General features: G+C 36.3%; 21 protein-coding genes, 1 pseudogene and 1 riboswitch. All 22 genes and pseudogenes read right to left on the bottom strand.

What is annotated here, in order from left to right:
* Window positions 1-24: 24 nt before the first annotated feature.
* Entirely contained in the window at window positions 25-789 is a 765-nt protein-coding gene (locus C7958_RS02430; protein ID WP_111571080.1) for a gamma-glutamyl-gamma-aminobutyrate hydrolase family protein, read from the bottom strand.
* A 136-nt stretch (window positions 790-925) separates the two neighbouring features.
* Window positions 926-1240 carry an XdhC family protein gene (locus C7958_RS02425; protein WP_111571079.1) on the bottom strand — a complete coding sequence of 105 codons (315 nt, stop codon included), beginning with the start codon at window positions 1238-1240 and terminating at the stop codon, window positions 926-928.
* Window positions 1240-2025 carry an XdhC family protein gene (locus C7958_RS02420; RefSeq protein WP_111571078.1) on the bottom strand — a complete coding sequence of 262 codons (786 nt, stop codon included), beginning with the start codon at window positions 2023-2025 and terminating at the stop codon, window positions 1240-1242. Before C7958_RS02420 ends, C7958_RS02425 begins: the two co-directional genes overlap by 1 nt.
* Before the next feature lie 77 nt (window positions 2026-2102).
* Entirely contained in the window at window positions 2103-2876 is a 774-nt protein-coding gene (locus tag C7958_RS02415) for an ABC transporter ATP-binding protein (RefSeq protein WP_111571077.1), read from the bottom strand.
* Complete coding sequence (locus tag C7958_RS02410; RefSeq protein ID WP_111571076.1) at window positions 2876-3898, bottom strand: FecCD family ABC transporter permease; 1023 nt, start codon at window positions 3896-3898, stop codon at window positions 2876-2878. Before C7958_RS02410 ends, C7958_RS02415 begins: the two co-directional genes overlap by 1 nt.
* A gap of 3 nt (window positions 3899-3901) precedes the next feature.
* The gene (locus tag C7958_RS02405; protein WP_111571075.1) at window positions 3902-4933 is read right to left on the bottom strand and encodes an ABC transporter substrate-binding protein; all 1032 of its coding nucleotides are present in this window, start codon (window positions 4931-4933) and stop codon (window positions 3902-3904) included.
* 76 nt (window positions 4934-5009) lie between these two features.
* Window positions 5010-5360: a winged helix-turn-helix domain-containing protein gene (locus tag C7958_RS02400; RefSeq protein WP_111571074.1), complete on the bottom strand. Its 351-nt coding sequence runs from the start codon at window positions 5358-5360 to the stop codon at window positions 5010-5012.
* A 68-nt stretch (window positions 5361-5428) separates the two neighbouring features.
* Window positions 5429-6058, bottom strand: a complete 630-nt coding sequence (locus C7958_RS02395; protein ID WP_111571073.1) for a nucleotidyltransferase family protein — start codon at window positions 6056-6058, stop codon at window positions 5429-5431.
* A 1-nt stretch (window position 6059) separates the two neighbouring features.
* The gene (locus tag C7958_RS02390) at window positions 6060-7490 is read right to left on the bottom strand and encodes an alpha-amylase (protein WP_111571072.1); all 1431 of its coding nucleotides are present in this window, start codon (window positions 7488-7490) and stop codon (window positions 6060-6062) included.
* A 298-nt stretch (window positions 7491-7788) separates the two neighbouring features.
* Window positions 7789-7989, bottom strand: a complete 201-nt coding sequence (locus C7958_RS02385) for a cold-shock protein (RefSeq protein ID WP_208107479.1) — start codon at window positions 7987-7989, stop codon at window positions 7789-7791.
* Window positions 7990-8132: 143 nt separating this feature from the next.
* Window positions 8133-10667: a diguanylate cyclase gene (locus C7958_RS02380; RefSeq protein WP_111571070.1), complete on the bottom strand. Its 2535-nt coding sequence runs from the start codon at window positions 10665-10667 to the stop codon at window positions 8133-8135.
* Window positions 10668-10874: 207 nt separating this feature from the next.
* A pseudogene (nrdD, locus tag C7958_RS02375) lies at window positions 10875-10991 on the bottom strand (anaerobic ribonucleoside-triphosphate reductase); the annotation flags it as partial.
* A 149-nt stretch (window positions 10992-11140) separates the two neighbouring features.
* Window positions 11141-11833 (bottom strand): anaerobic ribonucleoside-triphosphate reductase activating protein, encoded by a 693-nt coding sequence (locus C7958_RS02370; protein WP_243834221.1) that lies wholly within the window; start codon window positions 11831-11833, stop codon window positions 11141-11143.
* Window positions 11834-11839: 6 nt separating this feature from the next.
* Entirely contained in the window at window positions 11840-15271 is a 3432-nt protein-coding gene (nrdD, locus tag C7958_RS02365) for an anaerobic ribonucleoside-triphosphate reductase (RefSeq protein WP_111571067.1), read from the bottom strand.
* 334 nt (window positions 15272-15605) lie between these two features.
* Window positions 15606-15811, bottom strand: a riboswitch (cobalamin riboswitch).
* A 139-nt stretch (window positions 15812-15950) separates the two neighbouring features.
* The gene (locus C7958_RS02360) at window positions 15951-17039 is read right to left on the bottom strand and encodes a dipeptide epimerase (protein ID WP_111571066.1); all 1089 of its coding nucleotides are present in this window, start codon (window positions 17037-17039) and stop codon (window positions 15951-15953) included.
* Window positions 17040-17080: 41 nt separating this feature from the next.
* Window positions 17081-18451, bottom strand: coding sequence for an NlpC/P60 family protein (locus C7958_RS02355; RefSeq protein ID WP_111571065.1), 1371 nt, complete (start codon window positions 18449-18451; stop codon window positions 17081-17083).
* 19 nt (window positions 18452-18470) lie between these two features.
* Window positions 18471-19355, bottom strand: coding sequence for an ABC transporter permease (locus C7958_RS02350; RefSeq protein WP_111571064.1), 885 nt, complete (start codon window positions 19353-19355; stop codon window positions 18471-18473).
* 17 nt (window positions 19356-19372) lie between these two features.
* Window positions 19373-20305, bottom strand: a complete 933-nt coding sequence (locus tag C7958_RS02345) for an ABC transporter permease (protein WP_111571063.1) — start codon at window positions 20303-20305, stop codon at window positions 19373-19375.
* Window positions 20306-20390: 85 nt separating this feature from the next.
* The gene (locus tag C7958_RS02340) at window positions 20391-21968 is read right to left on the bottom strand and encodes an ABC transporter substrate-binding protein (RefSeq protein WP_111571062.1); all 1578 of its coding nucleotides are present in this window, start codon (window positions 21966-21968) and stop codon (window positions 20391-20393) included.
* A 113-nt stretch (window positions 21969-22081) separates the two neighbouring features.
* The gene (locus C7958_RS02335; protein WP_111571061.1) at window positions 22082-22897 is read right to left on the bottom strand and encodes a metal ABC transporter permease; all 816 of its coding nucleotides are present in this window, start codon (window positions 22895-22897) and stop codon (window positions 22082-22084) included.
* Window positions 22890-23663 carry a metal ABC transporter ATP-binding protein gene (locus C7958_RS02330; protein ID WP_111571060.1) on the bottom strand — a complete coding sequence of 258 codons (774 nt, stop codon included), beginning with the start codon at window positions 23661-23663 and terminating at the stop codon, window positions 22890-22892. The genes C7958_RS02335 and C7958_RS02330 overlap by 8 nt, the downstream gene beginning before the upstream one ends.
* Before the next feature lie 2 nt (window positions 23664-23665).
* Window positions 23666-24607, bottom strand: coding sequence for a metal ABC transporter solute-binding protein, Zn/Mn family (locus C7958_RS02325; RefSeq protein ID WP_111571059.1), 942 nt, complete (start codon window positions 24605-24607; stop codon window positions 23666-23668).
* Window positions 24608-24609 lie beyond the last annotated feature (2 nt).

Raw genomic sequence — 24609 nt, 5'->3', positions numbered from 1 at the left:
CAAAATACTCATCTCATTATTTGCTTATTTTCTAGCCTGATCAACATAATCAACAAAGTCTTTAAATAATTTTAACTGAATTGGATCTCTGGCTGCCATCATCTCCGGATGCCACTGGACACCAACAAGATAAGGATAGTCAGGATCTTCAACTCCCTCTACAAATCCATCCGGGGCCACCGCAGATACTTTTAAACCATCACCAACTTTATCAACCGCCTGATGGTGATAGGAATTTACAGCAACTTCATCTCCAGCAAAAATTTCAGCCAGGCGGGTATTTTCCTGAATATCAACCTGGTGAGTTTTATAATATTTGGGAACCATCAGCGCCATATGCGGTATTTTACTGTCAGCATTGTTTCCACAGACATCAACCTTTAAAGAACCACCATAGTGAATATTTATCAGCTGAAATCCACGGCAGATTCCTAAAATTGGCTTTTTCATTTCCATTGCCATCTGCAGAATTTTGAGCTCCCAGCGGTCACGTTCAGGTGAGATATTGCCCAGATATTTTTGCGGATAAGAATTATATAAAGCCGGATCAATATCACTTCCTCCAGGTAAAACAACACCATCAACCTCATTCAGGAATTCCTTAATATATTGATCATCATCTCGTCTTGCTTCAATATAGGGCATAATCAAAGGTATAGCACCTGCCATGCTCAAAGCTTCAGAATAGTCCTGAGTTACCAGAGAAAAGTCTACTCCCTCCAGTTCATACTGTTCTCCCATTTTTTCTGTAGGTATTTTAAAAGATATAATTAGAATTTTCGGGTACATAATTTGCCTCCATCCAAATCGGTATTTATTGAATATCCATATCTTAATCAAATTTTAGATGGACATTTTATATGAGAAATTATATCAATCTTTAGTAAAATTGTCAACTTTGAATTTTACCACCTGTAAAGACTAATCAGGAAATTATCTGAATAAAAATATCTATCTGTCCACCACAGACCCATCCGATTTCAGCAGCTTCTTTCCGGGTTAAAGTAAGTTTCAATTTTTCAGATTTCCCATTTTCAATTAAATCCAGGGCCTTTTCGATCACTGTTTTTTCGTCCTGACCGCCGCCAATACTGCCGAAAGTCTCACCTTCCTCGGTGATTAACATTTCGGTTCCTGTATTACGGGGGGACGAACTCTTAGCCTGGATAATAAAGGCTCTGGCCAACTTAAGATTTTCTTTTTTTAGTTTAATGATTTTTTTTAAGATATCTTTCTTCACTACTTATCCCTCCTGACGGCAATGATCTCTGCCGCAATCGCCACAGCTATCTCTGCCGGTGTTTCACTGCCAATGTCCAGTCCTATTGGAGCATGAACTGCTTCCAATTTTGATTCCTTTATTCCATCATCACGCAGCTGATTATAAACAGTTTCTATTTTACGGGAGCTGCCGATCATACCCAGATAAGCTGCCTCAGAATTAATTACATTTTTCAGAACCTGATAATCATGCTGATGACCCCTGGTTACAATTACTAAATAATCATTTTCTTTAATTTTAGCATCGGCAAAATAATCTTCATAATCTAAAAGCAGCAGCTGGTCAGCTGTCGGAAATTTGTCATAATTTAAAAATTCCTCCCGGTCATCTACAACTGTAATTGTAAAATCCAGAAGGCTGCAAATTTTAACCAGTGGCTCAGCTATATGTCCAGCCCCAAATACTGTCAGATGCGGCTGATCAACTACTGGCTCCAGAAAAATCTCCAGCCTGTTATCCTGATCCAGATGGATTGATTTAAGCTGAGAATCTAAATTTTTATTTTCTCTTAATTCTAAAATTTCTTTTTTAAAATCTTGATTTAATAAAAACTGCTCCAGCTCATTTTCCAGCTGTTCAGAGGAAAAATCAATTATTCCATCCTCGTCAAACAAAAACATTTCCCCCAGCAAATTTTGCGATATTTCCTCACTATCAATATTTGTTAAAACTGCTGTCAGTATTTTTTTATTCCCCTCTAATTCGTCAAAAACTTTTTTGAAGAAATCTTCCACTTCTGCCACGTCCCTTCCTATTAAGAGTTTAAATTGCTCGCTGATATTTCATAAATATTTAAAGGATATTCTAAATAAAATTATGATTACTGTTTTAAAACCCTGCTTTTCTGAAAGGTTAGTGAAAAAACAGCACTATCTTTATTAATTGCAATTTCATAAGCTCTGCTTAAATTTTCAGCTGTCATAACCTCTTCCACCGGGCCAGCAGCAATTATTTTACCTGTTTTAATAATAATTACCCGATCTGAATATTGGTAGGCCAGATTTGGATCATGCAGTGCTGTAATCACTGTTTTATGCTTTGAACTGAGTTCTCTCATAATTTGTAAAATTAGATGAGTATTTTTAAAATCAAGATGAGAATTTGGTTCATCTAAAAAGAAAATACTACTTTTCTGCATTATTGCTCTCGCTATTAAAACAAGCTGTCTTTCTCCCCCCGAAATTTTATTAAAGCTTTTATTTTTCAATTCAAGTATTTCTAATTCAGCCAGAATATCTTCTGCTCTTTGATAGGCATCGGCTCCCGGCTGCTCAGCAAAAGAGAGCCAGGGATTAATTCCCATTAAAACCATATCCAGAACCTGGTAGTCAAATATATTTTTGCTTTCCTGAGGCACAACAGCTATTTTTTGGGAAATTTCTTTTTTAGTCATCTTTTTTATATTTTCTCCGTCGAGTAGTATTTTTCCTGCATCAGGAGTTAACAATCCCTGCATACACTGAAAAAAAGTTGTTTTCCCCGAACCATTTGCTCCCAGAATTGAGATGAATTCTCCTTTTTCTGCCCGGAAATTAATGTTTTTTAATACTTTTTGATCTGCATAAGAAAAGGACAAATTATTACTTTGTAACATTAACTCCACCCACTTTCTTTTTTAGTAATTAATAAATAGGCAAAAAATGGAGCCCCAATTAAAGCAGTAATAATACTGATTGGTATTTCTGCGCCACTTATAGTTCTTGCCAGATTATCCATCAACAACAGAGAAAATCCACCTAAAAGAGCCGATGCTGGCAGATAATACTTATAGTTACTGCCAACTATAAACCTTGTTATATGTGGAATTACCAGACCAATCCAGCTCACCTGACCGGCAGCTGCAGTTGCTGCAGCAACCATAATAGTCGAGAAAATAATCACTATTAACTTTATTTTTTCAGTATCAACCCCAAGAGCTGCTGCTTCTTTTTCCCCCAGAGAAAAAATATTGAGCTGCCATCGCAAAAATAATATAATTGCCAGCGAAACAATTACCACCGGTAAGAGTAAGTAAAACTCCTGCCAGCCGCTGCGGGAAAAACCTCCCATCAGATAAAAAACTATCCCCGGTAGATTCTGCATTGGATCTGCCAGATATTTAAGAAGTGAAATCAGAGCATTAGCAAGCGAGGAAACAACAATTCCAGCCAGAACCATGAACATTGTATTTTTACCATCTGCCAGCTGGCTGAGCCAGTAAGTTAATGCTACTGCAGCTGTACCGGTAATAAAAGCAATTAAATAAACATAAAACATTGAACCACTGCTGTATAAGAGGCCAAGTGCTACTCCCAGTCCTGCTCCTGCCGAAACCCCGAGAATATCCGGTGAAACCAGCGGATTGCGAAAAATATTCTGGTAGGCCGCTCCGCTGATTGAAAGAGCAGCCCCCACCAGTACAACGATTAAAATTCTGGGAAGGCGAATATAATAAAGAACAGACCAATCCGGATTATTTTCAACTGCCTGTAGATCTCCCTGAAATATATCAGACAGAATTAAACCCAGATCATTCAGGCCGAGTTCATAATTACCAATCAGCATTGAGATTACAATTAGAGTTATTAAAAGTATCCCGCTTATTATTATTTTCTTAACAGCAGTTATTCCGCTCATTTACTAAAATTCTCCTCCCAGTTCTTCAAAACTCTTTCCGTATAGAGTCTGATAAAAATCATTAACTTCTTTTTGATAATTAAGATCCTGGTATTCAGATGAATAGGTTTTTTGTGCCAGCCATAACTGAGCAATAAAAGTTGAGGGTGAGGGAAAATCCCAGGGCTCTAATCTTGAAGGAACTCGATAGATTACATTATTTTTAAAAGCTTTTACATTCTGATATTTATCTTCCTGAGTCAGATTTTCTAAATCACCATTAAAAAACTGGGAAACAATTATCAGCTCCGGATTCCATTCTAAAATATTTTCTGCAGAAACTGTGATAAAACCTGATTTCAATTTAGCTGCTGGATTAATTCCACCTGCATTTTCAATTAGGGCAGTCTGCATCATTCCTGCTCCCACAGAATCAGTAAACTCTGAATTGGCAAAATATATTTTTTTCTTTTCCGCTTCAGGCAGGGCGGCTGTTCTTTCTGTCAAACTATCAATTTTATCATAGGCTGCCAGTACTTTTGCCGCCTTCTCTTCTTTATTTAAAACTTCTCCTAAAAGTTCAGTTGTTTCCCTAATTTGCTCCAGACTCTCAGGATTGATAACCAAAGCGGTCACACCCTGTTCTTCTAATTTTTCTGCCGTTTCCACTGCATCCCGATGTGGATATAAAATAACTAAATCTGGATCAACACTCATGGTAGTCTCTAAATTAATTCCATTTCGTTTCGAACCTACCTGTGGCAGGTCTGCCAGTTCTGGCTGCAGATTGACAAATAACGGCTGTTTATCGGTTTTGATAGAGACACCAACAAGTTTATCTCCTGCATTTAAGGCAAGCACAAACTGTGTTGCCGACTTATATGTCGTGACAACTCTATTTACTTCTTCCGGAACAGTTATTTCCCGACCTATCATATCAGTAAAATTACGGGCTGCATCTATTTTTACAGTTGGAACTAAAAGCAAAAAGATACTCAGACTCAAAATTAATAGACCTATTTTTAAAGTTCTTTTTTTCTTTTTCCTGTTTAACATTAAATCACTCCTATCCGTTATGTTTAACCTCATATAACGATTATATTATATCATAAAAATTCAATTAATTTAGATATTATTTCAATCGCTGCTTAAATTCCTGGTTAAAATATTTCTCTTCTAATTCTGAAAGGCTCTGGCTAGCCTCTTTTCGAAATGCAGAAAACTTTTTAGTTAGAATTCTTCCCTTTACAGTCAATTCTGAGCCTCCACCACTGCTGCCCCCCACTTTTTTATCCAATAACTTAAAGCCTAGCCTTTTTTCCAATTTTCTAATCAGTTTCCAGGCCTGACTGTAGGACATATTTATTTTAGCTGCCGCCTGTCTTAATGAACCAAGCTGATCAATCAGTTCTAAAATTTGACAGGGGCCATCACCAAAAATCCGTTCATCTTCTTCCAGCCACAATTTATAATTTAAGCGCATATTTTCTCCTTTCATGAAATATTAGATTTTCTCTGGCTTTTAAAAAGCAGTTATTTTTGTTTTCAATTTTATTTTAGTTCAAAATTATTACTCCGATACTTTTGATAGTCTTCTTTAAAATCCAAATCCACGGTAATTTCTCGATAATCACAGGAATAATGATGTATTCTATCCGGCATTAAATCAAACAGGTTACGCAGACCCGCTTTACCCTCAAGCTTTAAAACAATTTCTCTAAATTTATTTTTTATGATTACCGGGTGGCCTTTTTGACCCTGATACTGAGGCAGAAAAATTTCTGCTTCCAGTTCTAAATATTTTTGATAAAATTCACGGTATATCTCAGGACCAATAAAAGGTTTATCAGCCAGGGTAAAAAGCAGATGTTGATTGCCTGCTGGCAGCTGGGTTAATGCTTTTTTGATTGAAGACATCATCCCCTTTTGATAATCATCATTTCCTACAATTTTTAAAATACCACTTTTTAATTCAGTTCTGTATTTACCAAGTAAGTACTTTTTAATTTTTTCTTTTTCTGCGCCGACAACGATTTTTAGCTCTTCGTCCACAATTTCTGCCGCCAGCAAATTATCCACAGTTTTCCCCAGAATGGTATTCTCTGCTTTCCAGTCTAAAAGCTGCTTAAGTTCGCCCATTCTTGCTGCCTCTCCGGCCGCCAGAACTACTGCTGTCAGCATATTAAGACTCCACCGGAACCCAGACAGAATAACCTTTTTCAGCCGTACCCATTACTTTAAACTGACCATTTGCCTCAGCATCAGTTTTTACTCTATCTTCAATATTTCCTGTGTAATCATAATACTCAGTCTCTGCTTTTCCTGAATTAACCGTCTTTTCTATAATATCTCCATTTTCATGTTTAGTAATCATCATAACCAGCCCACTACCGGGGTGATCCTGATCACCACTGCGAATATAGGAATAAGTATTTTCGTCATTGGACTCACTCTCATAGGCGTCTCCATAAGCAAATTTTTTGCGGGCTTCAATTAAATTATCGATTACCTCTTTTAAACCAAAATGATGATAATCCTTCCAGAACACTTTCGGAACTCCATCTCTGCGCATTAAAATATAGCAGTAAGCCTGCAGCTTTCGCTGGGCCACAGCTTCGGTAGGGTATTCACTAGCTTCATCTCTTTCTGTATCATGGTTTTCAATAAATGTTATGGCCCGATGTTTATAATCCTTTCTGTTAACCAGACCTTTTTCTCCCAGCCAGCGCATATCCAAATCACCACGCATCAGCTCTATAAATCTTTCTCTTAAGGGAAAATCGAAAACATGCAATTTGGGATGATTTATTGATTCTAAATAATCCACTAAAGTATCAACATCATTTATCCAGGCTTCTCCAATATAAAATAATTCTTTCTCTGAAGACTGATCAGTCTCTTCTATAAAATCATAAATCATGGAATTATCTACATGTTTACTGGCATCAAAGCGAAAACCATCAAAACCAATCTCGTTAATTATCCATTTTCCCCAGCTGATGGTATCTTCACGTACTGATTGATTTTGATAATCAAGATTGGCCCCCATTAAATAATCATCAGCAAACGAATCATCCCATTCTTTGGTATCAAACAGCATTTTTCCTGCTTCTTCAGTTAAATCGTTCCAGTCTGTGCCATCAAAACAATTCCAGTCTAACTTTAAAGAACTGTACTTATTTCCCCGGCCGGGAAAAGTGAATTTTGTCCAGACTTCCGCCTCAGAACAATCTTTCAACTTTACTTTTTCTTTTTCGTCAGCCCCCATCCGGTGATCTAAAACAGCATCATATAATAATTTTAAATCATATTTATGTAGTTCCTCTACAGCCTGCTGCAGTTCTTCTTTAGTTCCATATTTTGTTCTTTTAGAACCTTTTTGCTCAAACTCCCCCAGGTCCCAGAGATCATAGGTTCCATAGCCCACATCAGCAGCTCCTGCTGCTCCTTTATTAGCAGGAGGAAACCAGAGTAAATCAAAACCCGCCTCTGCAATTTCTGCTGCCCGCTCAGCCAGCAGCTGCCATAAATTGGACTCTTCCGGATATTCTTCTGCATATTTGTCAGTGTTCATCTCCCAGTAAAAGGTCTGTAAAATAACAGGATTCTCCAATGTTAATCCTCCTTTAAAACTAGTAATTAGCTCAAATATTATCTGTTTGAATTATCTAATAATTCCAGTTAAAAACTACTCCTTATTAATTATTTTATCATAAATTGAAGCCTTTTTACATTAATTTCAATTGAAAAAAGAAAAAATCTCCTCTGTAGGAGATTTCGACATAATCTGACAGGTTCACGGTGCATGAACATAAATGAACATAAATGAACAAAAACATTCATAAACAAATAAAAACCCCGCCCAAGACCCTGGACGGGGTAAGTTGTCTCAGTTTATACAGTTTTAAACTCTATAACTTCACAACGTTTTCAGCTTGTGGACCGCGGTCGCCTTCAACGATTTCGAATTCTACTTCCTGATCGTCTTCAAGTGTTTTGAAACCTTCGTCCTCAATAGCTGAGAAGTGTACAAATACATCATCGCCATCTTCTCTTTCAATAAAACCATAACCTTTTTTCGCGTCAAACCATTTTACTTTACCTGTGTAAATCATATTAATTCATTCCCCCTAGGAATAATTCTATATTTGGGGTTCGTTCAGTTAAAACTTCACCCATCGATAGTGATTATACCATAAGAAAAAAACCATTTCAAGGGTTTGTTTCTGACAATTTATTTCGTATTCAAAATATTTTATTCTAAATTTCTGTAGAACTTAACCATATCTCTGCCTGCACCTTTAGCAATATAAAGGGCCGTATCTGCCTGTTTAATTAGTCTTTCAGCAGAATATTTACCATCCTGATTAACGGCTACCCCTATCGAAACAGTTATTTTTAATTTTTCACCTTCAAAATCAACTTCCAGATCCCGTATTTTATTCATTAAACGGCTGATTACTCTGGATAAAATACTTTTGTCCACTACATTAAAATAAATCACAAATTCTTCCCCACCATAGCGAGCGACAATGTCATTTTCTCTGATCTCTGACTGCAAAACTTCTGATAACTCTCTTAAAACCTGATCTCCAGCCTGATGACCGTACTGATCATTAAAGTCTTTAAAGTTATCAATATCCATTATTGCGACTGAGTACTTTTCGCCATCTTTTTGCTGCAGCTGACTGTGAAAATAAGAATGATTATAAAGGTTGGTCAGTCCATCAGTAACCGATAGTCTTTTTACCTTATGATGGTTTAAAGCATTTCTGATGCTGACCCGGATCTGATTGGCAAGAGTCCTGATAAACTTTTTCTGATTTTCATTAATTAGCTGCTGGTACTTGGACTGCATTGCATAAAGAATTCCTTGATAATCATTTAAATTAATGGGAATTGCAATTAAAGTCTCAATATTTTCAAAAACATCGACCTCATTTTCTATCAATATTTGGTCTGAAGCTGCAATATCTTTATAGTGACCTTTTAAATAGAAATACAATTCACTTTCTGCTTCTACATTAATATTTTTCAGCATTTTTAGCTTGTTATCTTCCTGTTTAAAAATCACTGCAGCTGACATACCCATTGTCCCCACAATTATATCGAGTATCCGCTCATAAAGCAGATCTAAATCCAGGGTTGAATAGAGAAAATCGGAAGTCTGCTCCAGAGTTGAAAGGCTGGCTAAGTTTCGTTCCAGACTCTCATATAGAATTGCTTTTTTTAAATAATTGGGTATCTGCTCTATAAAAAGATGATTTTTCTTAATATCATAAAGATCAACTTCATTACTTAAAATTATCAATAAAGCTTCTACTTCTTTGTCCAGTGGAATTAAGAATGCATTTTTAAAACCAAGTATATTTTCCCTGCTGCTGATTTTTGTGGGCCGTTCCTGCCAGAATTCTTTAAATACATCATAGGCTTTTGCTCCCAGGTTATCATCCAGATAAATTTTGGTTAAATTTTCAGCTTCCTCAATAATAATTCCACCACTATAATCCTGCTCATCAAAAATCATTTTAAAAAGAATGGCAGCTGTTTCTTCAACTTTATGATTACCGGTTGCCTGATTGGCTCTACTCATTTTATCATTAATCATTTCCAGCTCAGAAACTACTTTTTTAGATAGATGAAATAAGTGTTCTGTTTTCACATCCGGTTTCTCCGTATCAAATTTTATCTTTTTATGTACAACTTCATTCTTTTCGCTCAAATAGAGCACTGTAGTTGTAATATTTAAATATTCAAATCGATCATCTATAATTCCATATTCTCCACCCGAACAAAAACCAGCTTTGGGAGAAGGAATGACTTTAATTTCCTCACTCAAACTGAAATTCAGGCTTTTTAAATATCGGTTTCTACCGGTACAGGAATAAATAAAGGAAAACTCAGGATGAAAGTCAAGATTTTTCTGCAGCCGCATCGAATTAGAAAGAATTTTATTTAAACTACCATAAGAAATTTTAACCTGGTCACCAGTTTTCAATTCACCCGAAAACTTAATTCCATTCCCAACCACCTCAGTCGCAGAACGAGCGTTTTGAAAACCTCTATTTAAAAGCAGTGGGAATTCAGCTGCAGCTACAGTAGGTAATTTATCTTTAATATCCTCTCCTAGAAATTCCGAATAAACCTGAAAGATATTTCTGCCATCAAGCTCATAAACTACCTGGTCTTCGGCTTTAGTAATTTCCATTTCCCGACTGATACTGTCCCAGCCCATACTGTAATTCCATTTAGCCTGCAGCTGACTGCCGTTAAGAATCAGAGCCAGACTGCCCCTTTTGATTATTCCACTTTTGTCAAAGAGATAACACTGGTCATTTTCTCCACCAGGATTGGCCTGTCCCCCGGCAATTAGAGGTACAGTCTCTAATTTGTTAAGTTCTTCAACCAGCTGATCTCCATTGGTATATTTTTTATCAGAAAAAATTATAATTGCTTTAGTGTCAACTTCTATTTCTGTCATTATTTTTTTAGCATTTTCCCTGCTGCTTAATTCACTTTTCAGCAGTTTAAAACTGCTTTTCTCAAAAAGCAGTGCTGCTGCAGTTATCTTTTTTGCCTTAACTTCATTTTCAAAAATTACCTCTTCTGCACTGACTCCAATTAAAGTGGAAAAGGGTAGATAATGATTAAAGGCAGATATTATTTTTCTGTTCACCGTTTCAGATTTAGCTGAAAAAATCTGTACTACCTGAGCAGGTGAATCTTTAAGTGTTTTAAAAAAATTAACCAGCTCATTTAAACTCTGAGATTGTATTGTTTCTACCTGCAACTTTTACACCCTTCCACCGAATAGTCTTTAACTTTTTGAAATTATTACTGTATTACAAAAATTGCCTACACTTAATTCATTTCTCTCTTTATTTACAAGTTCCTGCAAATTAGGAAAAAAATAAAGGACTATCATTATGATAGTCCTTAAGCAATAGTCAATAGTTATAATTAAAAAAAATTTTAATTTATAACATTTTATTTGAAACTATTTTTCATTATATTTAAAAGTTCTGCGATCTTTAAATTCTTCTTTTTTTCCTTTATTCCATTCAGAAATCGGGGATAGGTAGCCAACAACTCGAGAATAAACCTCACATTTTTGTTTTTTAGCCATTTTTTATACCTCCTTTCGCTTCTATTTTAATTTTTCCAAAAAGAAATTAAATCAGATAATCTTTATCTATTAAAATTCACTGTCTCCTTTTCTGCATTGAAAATAGACAGCTGCCAGCAGCACTGCCGGCTTTAAAATTAATCTCTAATTTGAACATTGTTAAGATGTTTTTCTGCAGTCAACCTGAATTGCTCCAGTTTTGATGGTGCAAAACTTCTCCGATTTGTTAGCCCAGGATCGAGAGTATTAACCGGTCTAAAATTTTGAATAAAATATTTCTCTGCCCCTTTAATCTGGATAGCAATTTTTTCTATTTCCTCAATATCATGCAATCCCGGAACTACAGTGGTTCTAAATTCATAATCCACATCAGAATTGATAATCAGCTCAACTGATCTTTTAATTTCTGAAATCAACCCGGCTGGAGCCAGCTGTTTGTAATTAGGCCAGCTAAATTTGAGATCAACTGCCAGATAATCTATTAAATCTGCCTCCATTAACTTCTGTAGTTTTGAAGAACTACTGCCATTAGTATCCAATTTGATTAACAAATTATAATCATTTTTGATTTTAAAGAGAAAATCTTTTAAATCAGACTGCAGCAGTGGTTCTCCTCCGGTGATAGTTACTCCATCCAGCAGATTTTGCCGCTGCTCCAGAAAACCGAAAAAATATGATTCCGGCATCAATTCTTTTCCAGAGGGAAGTTTCAGCGGAATCAGCTGACTGTTGTGACAGTATGGACAATAAAAATTGCAGCCCTGGGTAAAGACAACGGCAGAAATCTGATCGGGAAAATCGATAACTGAAGTCTTTTGCAGTCCAGCCATCCGCATCTACTCCACTTCACTTTCTGAATTGTTTTTTTCACTAAAAGCAAAACTTACCTCAACTGTTTCTGGCTCAGCCTCTGCTTCTGCCTCACATTTTGGACAGTACTCATGCTCTCCCGGCAGATAACCATGAACCGGACAGATGCTGAAGGATGGAGTCAGGGTATAATAAGGAAGTTTAAAATTTTCAGCAATTCTTTTAACCAGCTTTTTAGTGGCTTTAATGGAGTCTATTTTTTCTCCCAGAAATCCATGAAGTACCGTACCCCCAGTATAAAGTGACTGAAGTTCATCCTGCAGCTCTAAAGCTGTAAATATATCATCAGTTAAGCCCACCGGCAGCTGAGTTGAATTAGTATAATAGGGATCTGCATCTTCTTTTACTACCCGCTCCTGATTGGCAGCAATTATCTGATTACCAAACTTTTCTCTGTCCAGGCGGGCAAAACGATAGGCTGTACTTTCAGCCGGAGTTGCTTCCAGATTATACAGATTATCTGTTTCTTCCTGATACTGCTGCAGGCGCTTTCTCATTTTTTTCATTACTTCTTCTGCAAACTCCTGGCCTGCCGAAGTTGAGATATCCTTACCCATAAAATTGAGGAGAGCCTCATTCATTCCGTTGAGACCAATTGTATTAAAGTGATTTTTCCAGTACTGATCAAAACGCTTTTTTATATCTTTTAAATAAAATTTTGCGTAGGGATATAATCCCTGCTCAGTTAGGGTTTCCAAAACTTTGCGCTTAACTTCTAAACTTTCTTTTGCCTGATCCATCAGATAATAGACCCTCTCCATAAATTCTTCTTTAGTCTGAGCCTGATAACCGATCCGGGGCATGTTTAAAGTTACCACGCCTATGCTGCCTGTCATCGGGTTAGCCCCAAATAAGCCTCCTCCTCTTTTGCGGAGCTCTTTGTTATTAAGACGCAACCGACAGCACATACTCCTTGCATCTTCAGGATCCATATCCGAATTGACGAAATTGGAATTATGAACAACCACATTATTTTTTAATGTAAATAAATGATTTTTACTATTAACATGAATGTCAACAGTTGATATTTCTTTTTTTATATTTGTTAAACTTTTTATTTCTACATAATTATTTGTTTCTTTAATTTTATTTACAAATAAATATATTCCATCTGTATCTTTTTTTACTCTAAATATATCCTTCTCCTTATATTGACGGAAGTCTTTACCAAATTCGTTTAATGACTGTTTTTTTGTTATGATCTTATCTCCTAAATTAGGTTTGTTGCTATCTTTTGCTATTAACCTGCAGGCTTTTCTTGTTATTGAAAATCCAATTTTATCTTTAAAAATTTTTATATTTTTTTCTCCATGAATTCTAATCTCCCCATACTTTTTCCTTGAAGACTTATAATATGCTGCTATTCCAAGAAACATTAAAAGTTCTAATACCTGTTGTAATAACTTTCTATTTTTAAGAGTAAGAGTAATAATAGGATTCCCACTATTATTTATTGAAATAGATCCATCAGTATCAAATAGTCCTCTTAATAATGCTCCAATTTCTTCATCATTTCTTTTATATATAATTTGGGGTATTTCTTTTTCATCTCCTCTTCCAAATTTTAATCCTATATGTTTCAAAAATTTTTTTAAAATTTTTGAATTTACAGTTACATCCAGACAAGTCTTACTGCTTCCAGCTTTTGAAATTGAACTATCTAAATCAAATTTATCATTGATAGTCTTTACAAAAAAATCTATAATTTCACTATCATTACTGGTTAAACGAATAGAGTTTTTAGTCTTTGATAAATAGCCATCTCCTAACAATTGACCAACCATTTCAAATATGTCTTTATCTAGTTTTTGAGGTATCCTTATATCTTTCAATGTAGTTTGAAATCTATTGGGTTCATAATTAAATTTTTTAATTATTTTCCTTTCTCTATTTCTAATTCTTAAACAATAAAAATCATCAATCTCATTTTTATTTAATTTTTCAAATCTTATCTTTTTTCCTGATTTATCAATTATATCAAAAAGATGATGATTCTCATATGATAGTATAAACCCATTTTCAAAAACAATTTGTTTACCATATTCCTGCAATTTATCATTAAGTGTTAAGTCTTCAGCCTTTTTTAAACCATTATCTGTAGGAAATTTATGATTCTTAGAACATTCAATTTTCTGTTGTTTTTCTGTAATTATTTTAATATATTCTTTATGATTATTTTTAAATAAATTAGTTATGCTATAAAAATTACCATCATCACCTAAAACTTTATCTTTACTGATATTAATATTTTTTAATTGTTTGGATCCTTTATCAGTTATGATAAATGTATCTTCACTCAAACAAAAATATGGTATCCCGAATTTTGCTGTCATTTCCCAGACCGGATCCAGTTTTTCATTTTCCCACTCAAAGTCCTCAGTTATGTTGTAAGTAGGAATCGGAAAAGAAAACATTCTGCCCTTGGCATCACCCTCCATCATCAATTCAGCAAAGGCTTGGTTAAGCATATCCATCTCCTGCTGAAATTCTCCATAGCATTTTTCCTGATACTGGCCACCAATTATAACCGCCTGATCTTTTAAATAATTGGGAATCTCGAGGTCCATGGTGATATTTGTAAAAGGACTCTGAAATCCAACTCGGGTCGGCACATTCATATTAAATAAAAATTCCTGCACTGCCTGCTTAACTTCTTCGTAATCTAGGTTATCATAGGCAATAAATGGTGCCAGATAGGTGTCAAAATTGGAAAAAGCCATTGCGCCTGAAGCCTCTCCCTGTAATGTATACATGAAATTTACAATTTGTCCAAGTGCTGTCTTTAAATGTTTTGGGGGAGCACTTTCAATTTTGGTTGGAACTCCTCTAAAACCAGTCCGCAGTAACTCCTCTAAATCCCACCCACAGCAGTAAACACTCAAGTTACCCAGATCATGAATATGTAAATCACCACTGCTGTGCAGTTTGGCAGTTTCTTCCGGATAAATTTCCTGCAGCCAGTATTGACCTGTAACCTCAGAGGCAATATAATTATTTAAGCCCTGGAGCGAATAACTCATATTGGAGTTTTCATTTACCTTCCAGTCACTGCGGTCTAAATAATCGTCCATAATGTTAACCGCATCTGCAAATAATTTTTTGCTATCCCGAAGTTTGCTGTGCTGTTCCCGATAGAGAATATAAGCCTTTGCAATTTCGGCATATCCTTTTTCAATTAAAACTTTCTCGACTAAGTCCTGAATCTGTTCAACCTCTACAGTTCCACCATTTTTAAAAAAGATTTTCAGATAAGATAAAACCTCAGCTGTTATTTCTTCTGCCACCTCATCATTTTCCTGGTCAACTGCCTCAGCAGCTCTTGCTACCGCGCTTTTGATCTTTTCTGCTTTAAATTCAACTTTTTTACCATCTCTTTTTTTTACATAATCTAAAGTCATTTCCTACCTCCTGTTTTCGAACTAATGTTTGCTTATGCTAACTTATTTCTCGATTCATTTAAATAATCCTGCTTTAAAAAATAGAATTTAGAAAAACTGCTAATAAAATGAGCAATAAAAAATCCCCTTCGCTTGCTGCTCACGAAAGGGATTAATAATTAAAGTTAGTTGTCAGAATTTTATTTAAAATCAGCTCGTTATACTTAAGCCAGAATAAGCTACAGTCTCCTCCAATTTAGCTAAAGGCTTTTAAAAAAATTACTGCTGCCAGCAGTTAAATAAATCAAACTTAAATAAAATCTGCTCTAACACCCCCTCATGACCCGTGAGTTGCTGGTGTTTATAAATAAAGGCAGGTCTTCCGGCTCAGTTCAGTTAATAATCAGCCTTCCCAGTTTCCCAGTGGCAATTTTGATTATCTTTAAACCTTACGGCGGCGGGACCGCAGAGGTTTTTCACCTCTTTCCCGTTTTAATTCAGCTGGCTATCTTTACTGTTCACGCAAAAACAGCAGCTAAAACCCTTATTCAAAACTATTCAATTTTTTCTCATCAACTTTAGTTTACATTATTAAAAGTTAAAAAACAAATAGACTTTTGCTTCTCACCGATTCTAACTGCCAGTTATCTTAAATATACCTGATTTTTTAAACGCAGAAATAAATAAATTATTTATATTTTTATAGCTCAATTAAATCATCAACCTTTTTGATATCCAGACCCGGATTTTCAGAAATCATAATTTTGGGACCAGAAAAATTAATTCCACCCTGAACCGGATCATTTTTTAAGAGTTCCGGTGCATCAAGATCAACCCGGCTGATATTTTTTTTCGCTGCTGCCAGATGAGCAGCTGCAGTTACAGAAACTTTTGCTTCCAGCATACTTCCCAGCATAACCTCTACTCCATAGGCTTCAGCCAGTGCATTGATTTTTAAAGCATTATAAATTCCTCCACATTTCATCAATTTAATATTCAGCAAATCACAGGCACCCATTTCTAAGAGTGTTATACAGTCTCCAGCTGTAAATAAACTTTCATCTGCCATAATTGGAGTTAAAACATTCTCCCGAACAAACTTTAAACCTCTTATGTCTGCAGCTTTAACAGGCTGCTCAACAAATTCTATTCCCAGATTTTCAGCTTCAAGTTTTCTGATAATCCGGACAGCTTCTTTGGCTTCCCAACCCTGGTTAGCATCAAGTCTAATTTCTACTTCAGGCCCTACAGCCTCTCTAATTGTTCTGATTCTTTTTAAATCAAGCTGACTGTTTTTGCCTACCTTAAGTTTTAAGCTTTTATAGCCTTCACTCAGCGCCTGAAGTGCATCTTTTTTCATCTCCTGAGGAGAGTTAACACTAATTGTTAAATCAGTATAAAGCTGATTACTGTAACCACCTAACAGTCTGTAAAGAGGGATTTGGTAATATCTGGCATATAAATCATAAACAGCCATCTCTACTGCTGCTTTAGCGCTATAGTTGTTTACAGCTGAAGCTTCAATCAAATAATGAAGTTTTTCCAGATTTTCTATTTCTTCTCCAAGAAGCAACTCTCTAATTTTACCAGAAGTTAGAGCTATAATACTTTCAGCAGTGTCACCAGTAATTACAGCGGTTGAAGGTGCTTCGCCGAAGCCTCTGATTCCTGCTTCACCTTCAATTATTACTATAACTTCTTCTGCTGTATCAGCCGATCTAACTGCGGTTTTAAAAGTTTTTTTTAAAGGAACATTAAGTTTATATAATTTAAGATCAGTAATTTTCATTTCATTTCCTCCCAACTAAGGTTAAATATATAACCTGAAAATTATAATAAGAATTTTCTACCCAGCTTTAATGACTCCAGATATGTCTGGGCACCATTTTTAAAAAGCTGCTCGAGCTCCATAATAAATACTCCCCGGGCCTCAACGCTCTGCAGTTTATCATTTTTTAGCTTCCCATAACCAGCAGCAGCATGAATAACATAATCTTTCTTTCCTCTGCGTCCCAGATAAATCATCACATGGCCCTCCAGATAAAGGGGATCCCCTGCTTCCAATTCTGCCATAATTTTTTTTCGCTCTTTTGTTGAGCCAGACAATTTAAAATCAGTACCTGCTGCAATTTTTTCCTGGGGAAAACCTGTATCTCTGGGCAGTTCAATTCCTACTGTTCTATAAATATCCATTACAAAACGCGAGCAATCCCTTCTCTGCCAGATTCCTCCCCAGCCATATCTTTCACCAAGCATTTTAAAAGCCTGCCTGATTAAGTTTTTTCTGCTGTAAGTTAAAAAACCATGATTTAAATCCCTGCTAAAAGCAATAATCTCTCTCCTGAAATAAAGTCTGGAATTGTTATCCTTTGCTGGCAGTACAATGTGATAAGCTGCTTCCGCATCTTTAAGTTCTTCCCTCTCCTTATAAACCGGATTATTCAGCCAGAAATCATTTAGAAGAGCTATTCTATCGCCCATCTGAAAAACTCGTCGCTCAGATTTATTTGAACAATAATAACTCTCTGTTTCAACCCAGCTTCCTGTAACCATTAAAAAATCATTTGTTTCCTGATAACTAATGGCCTGGGTTCTACTCTCAGCAAAGGCAATATCTTCTGTTTTAATCCACCCCTGAAAAAGTTTTGCCTGAATAAATGACCATTTTTGATTAATACTCTTATGTAAAATTAAAACCGGAGTCCCTAGAGATAAAGCTGTTAACTGAAAGCTATCCTGTTCCGGAGAATTGACATTTGTAATACAAGAATCTGCAGCTGGATAAGCTCTTAAATTTGATCTTTTGATTAAAACTCCAGCAGAAATCTTCTGACTGGAGCTTTTATTTTTCTGTAACTTTTCGAGATTAAGTCCTTTTATTATTTCAGTTTTTTTGGCTCTGGACAGCTTCTTTAATTCTAAATTGTAATAATCTGAATTTAAGAGTTTATTTGTTTCTGAACAAAAAGATATTTTTTCATATATTTCTTCTGTACTTAAATATTCAGGAAATTTCTTTAAATTACAATAATATTCTTCCTTCTCCAGAGCTTTGGCTCTTTTAAAAGCAAGCTGATTAAATCTTTTTATAGCTGCAGCGGACATCAACTCTGCTGCAGAATCATTTTCAAGCCAGTACTTATAATTAAGCATTTCCTTTTTTACTGCTGGAGCCAACTTGATAAATTCGGTTTTTCCCATCGACAATCTCCCTTCATCATTAATGATTTTTCATTTTTGGATCAAGTGCATCTCTCAGGCCATCTCCAAATAAGTTAAAAGCCAGCACAGTGTAGGCAATTGCCAGCCCCGGAAATAAAGAGTACCAGGGTTTTGTGCGCAGATACTGGAGACCATTATTAATAATCGAACCCCAGCTTGGAGTTGGTTCCTGTGCTCCCAGTCCTAAAAAACTTAGAGAGGCTTCAGCCATTATTGCAGAAGCAACCCCCATTGTAAATGTAATAATGATTGGAGCCAGACAATTGGGGAGTATATGTTTATACATAATAATAAAATCATTATTCCCCAGAGCTCTGGCAGCTTCAACATATTCTTTTTCTCGATGCTGCATAAATTCGCTCCTGATAATCCGGGCTGTCCTTGTCCACCAGACTGCTCCCAGGGCCAGAAACACATTATAAAGTCCCGGGCCCAGAGCAACCATAATCGCAATTGTCAGCAGCAGACTGGGGAAACTCATTACAATATCAACCAGCCTCATTATCAGCATATCTACTTTGCCACCATAATATCCAGCCAGAGACCCCATAACAGTACCGATTGAAATAGAAACCAATTGAACAATTACTCCCACACTAATAGAAATCCTGGAACCATAAATTATCCTGCTTAATAAATCTCGACCATAATAATCTGTTCCCAGCCAGTATTCAGCAGATGGTTCTTTAAGTATAGCTCCTAGATTTATCTCATTTGGATCATAGGGAGCCAACAATGGTGCAAAAATAGCCACCAGAATAAAAATGCCAACCATGATTAAACCTAAAAGAGCTGCCCTATTATTTTTAAGTCTTCTCCAGGTATCATACCACAAACCTCTATGTTTTAAACTTTTATTGTTTTTCGGCAATGACTTTAACATCAAAATCCTCCTTTAAATCAATCATAACTGATTCTTGGATCAAGCATTACATAAAAAATATCAACAATTAAATTGACAAAAACAAATATTAAAGCACCTACCCAGACACAGCCAGCAATCACCTGAAAATCACGCTTTTTTATCGCAGTAACTAAATAACGGCCAAAACCGGGCCAGGCAAAAATCGTCTCGGTCAATACTGAACCATTTAATAATGAGGCAAAATTCATTCCGACAACAGTAACTATAGGTATCATGGCGTTTCTCAGGCCATGTTTTAAAATAACAACATTTTCTTTTAGACCTTTAGAGCGTGCTGTTCTGATATAGTCTTCACTAATCACTTCCAGCATTATAGAACGAGTATAACGAGCCAGAAAAGCTGCGAATCTACTGCCAAGCGTAATTGCTGGTAAAATTAAATGTTTCAAATTAAAACTTCCTTCTCCCATCCCGGAAACTGGAGTCCAGCCGAGAGTCATCGAAAAGAAATAAATCAAAAGCATCCCAAACCAGAAGACTGGAGTAGAAATAAAAAACAAAGCAAAGGTCATTGCCAGGTGATCAATCCAGGTGTTTTTAAAGACAGCAGAGATTACACCAATTGCAATTCCCATAATAGTAGACACTATAATTGCAGCTAAGGCAAGTTTAAAGGTATTGGGAAGTTTCTGTTTTAAGGCTTCAGTAACCTCCACTCTAGATATGTAAGAACGACCAAGGTCACCTTTTAAGGTTCGTGTTAAATAACTAAAAAACTGACTGTACCAGGGTGCATCAAGGTTTAACTCAGCCCGCAAGCGCTGAATAATATCATCCTCAGCATGCTGGCCCAGCATAGTTAAAACAGGATCTCCAGGCACCAGATACATCAGAACAAAGGTTAAAAATAGAACCCCTAAGAGAACCGGAATTATTAATAATAATCTGCGGATAATGTATTGTGTCACTAAATTGCCTCCTTTAAAATGAAAATAGCTGTCCCGTAATAAAAGAGATACGGGCACAGCTATCTAAATTACCAGGTCAATTTGACTATTCCTGATATTCAGCCTTTAAATCTTGATCTATCCACCAGGTTAATAGCTTATCAGCACTGTACATTTGATGATAAAGATCTCCTTTAATCCAGGGCTGTTTTACATAAGAAGTACTTGTATGGTATAGATAAATATATGGATCCCCTACTTCTTCTGCTATTCTAATTATCTCTTTTGATAATTCTATTCTTTGATTACTATCAGTAGTCACTACCATCTCTTCTAAAATAGAATTGATTTCTTCATTATTAAATGGAATTCTATCTGTTGTATAAAGTGCATTTAAGAAATTATATGGATCTGCATAATCAGCCCACCAGGATAAATAATAGGCAGGAGCATTACCATTTTTAACAGTATTATAGAAAACACTCCAGTCATTTTTAATTAAGTTAACCTTAATTCCTACTCTTCCCAATAAGGCCTGTAAAACGCCTCCAACTCTAACAGACGTTCTACCATCACTGACCCAGATATCAAGTTCAAAACCATCAGCATAACCTGCTTCTGCCAATAGTTCTTTTGCTTTCTCAGTATTTCCCTTAATTTCAACATCTGTTCCACCGGGCATTCCCTCTGGAATTGCATCATTAGCTGCTACATAATGTGGAAATAGAGAATGAGTAATTGCCTCACTGTCAATCGCATAATCAATTGCGTCCCTAACTTTGGGATTATCCAGCGGCTCAAAATCACTATTTAAGGCAAGATAATATGTGGAAAGATCAGCTATAGTTGTTATATAATCTGACCACTCTTCATCATTTAACCAGCGCTCTCTTTCCTCATTTGGAATAACAGTTCGGTCCAGATTACCAGCCTCAAACTCAGCAATGTCAGTCAGCGGCTGTGGAATAACCCTATAGACTACCCGATCTACATAAGGCCTACCAGCCCAATAATTTTCATTTGCTTCCATAATTAGTTTATCATCATGTTCCCATTCTACAAATTTAAATGGACCTGTACCTACAGGATTTTGACTAAAATCTTCCCCATGTTCATCTACTAGATCCTCATTAACTATTAAACCGTAGGGAAGGGTAAGATGGGTTAAAAATAAGCCAAAAGGTTTTTCTAACTCAAATCTAACAGTATAATCATCAATAACTTGAACACCACTCAAACTATCACTTTCTCCAGCAAGTGCAGCCTCAGTTCCTTTAATCATCGGAAAAACCCAGGTTCCAGGTGATGCTACTTCTGGATCATAAAGTCTATCAAAAGTATATTTAACATCCTGAGCTGTAAATTCTGTTCCATCATGGAACTCTACTCCACTTTTTAAATGAAAAGTAAAAACCTGGTTATTATCAGTTACTTCCCAGGATTCTGCCAGAGCAGGTACTACCTTATTTGAATAAAAATCAAATCTAACCAGACCATCATAAAATTTAACGGCCATTTCTCCAGCATCAAAACCAGAGGCATAAGCGGGATCTAGAGTATCCCAGTCAGTATCATTACTCAGATAAAGAGTCCCCCCATATTCAGCTTCTTCAGCCATCAAAACCGGACTCAACAACAAAAACACCAATAGAAAGAATATTGCCAAAATTTTCGTTTTAAACATTAAATTTTCTCCCTTCTTTTTTGAAATCAGGTTGAAAAATTAAATAATTATTTCTCAACCTGACCCTAGTATAGTTTTTAAAAGCTGAAATGTCAATATTAAGAAGCAATATTTTACTGTATAGCGGTATTTTTCTTTTTAATTATTACAGAGCCAAAGTAAAATAAGGCTGCTGTAATGATAATCACCGCTCCTGATGGCAGATCATAATAATAAGAAAAAGTTAAACCGCTGAAAGAAAAAATAAGTCCAAAAATAATTGCCAGTCCCATAATTTTTTTCAGGTCATCTGTATATAAGCGGGCTGCTGCAGGAGGTGCGGTTAAGAGAGCAATGACCAGCACTATCCCGACAACTCTAATTAAAATTACTATTGCCAGAGCAATCATCACAAATAAGAAATTTTCTAAAAGACTTGACTTAACACCAAGTACTCTCAAAAATTCCTCATCAAATAAATAGGCTTTCCAGTAATTAAAAAGACTGCTGATAGCTAAAATCATAAATACAGTTAAAGCTGCCATCAGCCAGACATCCATTCTGCGAACTGTTAAGATATCCCCAAATAAATATGAGGAAATATCAGGTGGATAACCCGGGGTAAAACCGATAAATAATACTCCCAGGGCCATTCCTAAAGACCAGAACATTCCAATCAAAGTATCAGAACCGGTCCCGATTTTGCGGCGAATAGAAGCAATTGCCAGAGATGCTGCAACCGCAAAGCCAAAAGCTCCATAAATGGGTTCAATATTTAGCAGATATCCCAGTCCAATTCCGCCAAAGGAAGTATGGGCAATACCCCCACTTAACATTACCAGCTTTTTCTCAACAATAATTGTGCCAATCAAACCACAGGCAGTGCTGGCCAGGATCGCTGCAAAAAAAGCATTCTGCATAAATTGATAATTTAAAATTGCATCAATCATTATTTTCCTCCTCTCCATGAGGGGCAAATACATGGTGAGGATGGCCGTGAGCAATTAAATCTACCGGACAGCCAAAAACCTGTTCTGTTGTCTCCTGATCAAGACGTTTATCACCATGGTGATAAAGTTTTTCGTTTAAACAGGCCAGAGTATCAAAATAAGAAGACACTGCAGCCATATCATGAGTTGCCACAATAATTGTTCTGTCCTGATTTAAATTCTTTAATAATTCATAAATTTGGGAAGTAGAACTGGCATCGACATTTGCGGTCGGCTCATCCAGAAGCAGAATCTCAGGTTCTACGGCCAGACCTCGGGCAATTAAAACCCGCTGCAGCTGGCCACCAGAAAGTTTACCAATCTGCCTATCTTTCAGATGAAGCAGATTAAGCTGATCTAAAACTGCCTCAGCTTTTTTTAAATCTTCTTTTTGATACTGATGAAAAAATCTAACTCTGCCTCCCAGCCTTGCCATCAAAACAACATCCAGAACACTGATGGGAAAGTCACGGTCAAAATTAGAAATTTGAGGTACATATCCAATCCTATCAACCATCTGATTATGAGGATGGCCAAAGACATTGATCTCTCCTGCTTCAGGCTCAATTAAACCCAGGATAACTTTTAAGAGTGTGGTTTTCCCACCACCATTAGGGCCAATAATCCCCAAAAAGGCTCCCTCTGCAATCTGAATGCTTACATTTTTTAAAGCAGGTATCTTACCATATTTAACTGAAACATCTTTCAATTCAACTGCATAAGTCACTACTAATCATCTCTTTCTGCAAGCTCAGCTGCCATTTTCTCTGCCATTACTCTTAAGTTGTCGAGGTAATTTGAGGCTAAAGGATTAAGCTGCACGATCTCTCCCCCGAGTTCTTCGGCAACTGCTCTGGTTCTGCTGCTGTCAATTTTTGCCTGATAAAAAACATTCTTTATTCTCTGCTGACGAGCATATTCTATAATTTCCTGCAGCTGGCGGGGACCAGGTTCTTTACCCCCTGCTTCTATTGCCAGCATTTCTAAACCATAATGTTCGGTAAAATATCCAAATGAAGGATGATAAACAAGTATTTCCTGACCCTGATATTCAGCTAATAATTCCTGATTTTTCTGATCAACTGCATCCATTTTTTCTAAATACTGCTCAGCATTTTCTTTAAATTCTGCTTCATATTCAGGCAGGATTTCTATTAACTCATCTCGCATTATCTCCACCATCAGACTAGCTCTAGCTGGAGAAAGCCAGATATGAGGATCTCTGCCTCCCTCATGCCTGTGTCCGTGATCATCATTTTCCTCTTTCTGATGCTCAACTTCCTCGTCTTGATGCTCATCCTCTTCTCCCAAATAACGGTGGGGATACTCAGATTCAATTTCTTCAAATAATTTTACCACTTTGAGTCCTGACATTTCTTCTGCCCGGGGTAAAATATTCTGCACATCTGCCGGTACTCCCATCGAAAAATAAATGCTGGCTTCATTAAAGGCCCGCATTTCGGCAGGTGAGGGAGCATAATTAGCAGGACTAAATCCCTGAGGGATCATTTCTACAACCTCTACTTTCTCACCAGCAACTGCTTCTACCATTTCCAGCTGAGGAACAATTGTTACAGCAACTGTTGCTTCAGCCGCAGCTGCCGAAAAAGACCCTGCCAGAACTAGGGTTAGTATTAGAAAAAACAAAAATAATCCTTTGGTCAAATACATCA

Origin of the sequence: Halanaerobium saccharolyticum (assembly GCF_003259895.1) — a bacterium.
GTDB lineage: Bacteria > Bacillota > Halanaerobiia > Halanaerobiales > Halanaerobiaceae > Halanaerobium > Halanaerobium saccharolyticum_A.
The sequence above is the reverse complement of the archived record's forward strand: the minus strand, read 5'-3'. Positions and strand labels throughout refer to the sequence as shown.

Excerpts from the sequence above, each read along its gene's own strand:
- C7958_RS02430 (WP_111571080.1), bottom strand. The coding sequence starts at position 789 with ATGTACCCGAAAATTCTAATTATATCTTTTAAAATACCTACAGAAAAA.
- C7958_RS02415 (WP_111571077.1), bottom strand. The coding sequence starts at position 2,876 with ATGTTACAAAGTAATAATTTGTCCTTTTCTTATGCAGATCAAAAAGTA.
- C7958_RS02410 (WP_111571076.1), bottom strand. The coding sequence starts at position 3,898 with ATGAGCGGAATAACTGCTGTTAAGAAAATAATAATAAGCGGGATACTT.
- C7958_RS02405 (WP_111571075.1), bottom strand. The coding sequence starts at position 4,933 with ATGTTAAACAGGAAAAAGAAAAAAAGAACTTTAAAAATAGGTCTATTA.
- C7958_RS02400 (WP_111571074.1), bottom strand. The coding sequence starts at position 5,360 with ATGCGCTTAAATTATAAATTGTGGCTGGAAGAAGATGAACGGATTTTT.
- C7958_RS02395 (WP_111571073.1), bottom strand. The coding sequence starts at position 6,058 with ATGCTGACAGCAGTAGTTCTGGCGGCCGGAGAGGCAGCAAGAATGGGC.
- C7958_RS02370 (WP_243834221.1), bottom strand. The coding sequence starts at position 11,833 with ATGGCTGGACTGCAAAAGACTTCAGTTATCGATTTTCCCGATCAGATT.
- nrdD (WP_111571067.1), bottom strand. The coding sequence starts at position 15,271 with ATGACTTTAGATTATGTAAAAAAAAGAGATGGTAAAAAAGTTGAATTT.
- C7958_RS02360 (WP_111571066.1), bottom strand. The coding sequence starts at position 17,039 with ATGAAAATTACTGATCTTAAATTATATAAACTTAATGTTCCTTTAAAA.
- C7958_RS02355 (WP_111571065.1), bottom strand. The coding sequence starts at position 18,451 with ATGGGAAAAACCGAATTTATCAAGTTGGCTCCAGCAGTAAAAAAGGAA.
- C7958_RS02350 (WP_111571064.1), bottom strand. The coding sequence starts at position 19,355 with ATGTTAAAGTCATTGCCGAAAAACAATAAAAGTTTAAAACATAGAGGT.
- C7958_RS02340 (WP_111571062.1), bottom strand. The coding sequence starts at position 21,968 with ATGTTTAAAACGAAAATTTTGGCAATATTCTTTCTATTGGTGTTTTTG.
- C7958_RS02335 (WP_111571061.1), bottom strand. The coding sequence starts at position 22,897 with ATGATTGATGCAATTTTAAATTATCAATTTATGCAGAATGCTTTTTTT.
- C7958_RS02325 (WP_111571059.1), bottom strand. The coding sequence starts at position 24,607 with ATGTATTTGACCAAAGGATTATTTTTGTTTTTTCTAATACTAACCCTA.